Below are 1,333 nucleotides of genomic sequence, written 5' to 3'. Positions count from 1 at the left end.
GTTCTGCGCCCCCCCCGCCGGCCGGCGGGCGCGCAGTGGGGGCGGGGGCCCCCCCCCCCGCCCCCCCGCCCAGCCCGGGACCGGGCCCTACGGGGCGCTCGGTTGGGCCGACGCGAACGGCATCCAGCTGCCCGCCGGGTTCACCAGCAGGGTGATCGCCCGGTCCGGGCAGCAGGTCAGCGGCACCTCGTACACCTGGCACAGCGCACCGGACGGCGGTGCCTGCTTCGCCGACGGTTCCGGGTGGATCTACGTGTCCAACTCGGAGATCAACCCCTCGGGCGGGGCGAGCGCGGTGCGGTTCTCCTCCACCGGAGCGATCACCGGCGCGTACCGCATCCTCTCCGGCACCCGGCAGAACTGCGCTGGCGGCAAGACCCCGTGGAACACCTGGCTGTCCTGCGAGGAGGTCAGCCTCGGTTATGTCTACGAGACCGACCCGTGGGGAGTGAACGCCGCCGTGCGCCGGTCCGCCATGGGCCGGTTCAAGCACGAGGCAGCCGCAGCCGACCCGGTCCGCAAGGCGGTGTATCTCACCGAGGACGAGTCGAACGGCTGCTTCTACCGCTTCGTCCCCACCACCTGGGGCAACCTCTCCTCGGGCACTCTCCAGGTGCTGGTCGCCGGCAGCGGCACATCCGGATCGTTCAGCTGGGCGAACGTCCCGGACCCTGACGGCTCGCCGACCGCGACCCGCAGCCAGGTGTCCGGAGCGAAGAGATTCAACGGTGGCGAGGGCTGCCACTACGCCAACGACACGGTCTGGTTCACCACCAAGGGCGACAACCGCCTCTGGCAGCTCAACCTCACCAACGGCACCTATGAACTGGCCTATGACGACTCGCTGGTCGTCGCCGGGACCGCGCCGCTGACCGGTGTCGACAATGTCACCAGCTCGTCATCGGGAGATCTGTTCGTCGCCGAGGACGGCGGGAACATGGAGATCTGCCTGATCACCCCGGACGATGTGGTCGCGCCGTTCCTGCGGGTCAACTGGCACTTGGCTTCCGAGCTCACGGGCCCGGCCTTCTCGCCGGACGGGCGGCGGCTGTACTTCTCCAGCCAGCGCGGCACGAGCGGCAGTTCGTCGGGCGGTATCACCTACGAGGTGACCGGGCCCTTCCGCGCATAGCCGACGCGGGCTGCCGCGACCCCGTCGGAGCCTGCCGCACCCCCGCAGGGCCCGGTTGCCCGCCCGCCGGAGCCTGCCGCACCCCCGCGGGGCCCGCCGGTTCCCCGCTCGCCGCGACTGGTTGTGGGGGGGGGCCCCGGGGGCCGCCCCCGGGGGGCGGGCCCGTGGGGTGGTCGGCACGCGCGGGGGGCGGGGGTGGGG

General features: G+C 72.7%; 1 protein-coding gene. It reads left to right on the top strand.

Translation table 11 applies throughout. The features are described 5' to 3' along the window. Positions 1–1,132: alkaline phosphatase PhoX (locus ACFWI9_RS18350; RefSeq protein WP_387163169.1), on the top strand; the 1,132-nt coding region annotated here is incomplete at its 5' end. Positions 1,133–1,333: the final 201 nt, after the last annotated feature.

This window comes from Streptomyces sp. NPDC127084 (assembly GCF_042724175.1).
Lineage (GTDB): Bacteria > Actinomycetota > Actinomycetes > Streptomycetales > Streptomycetaceae > Streptomyces.
Note: the sequence above shows the minus strand (reverse complement) of the source record. Positions and strands in the feature narration are given on the sequence as shown.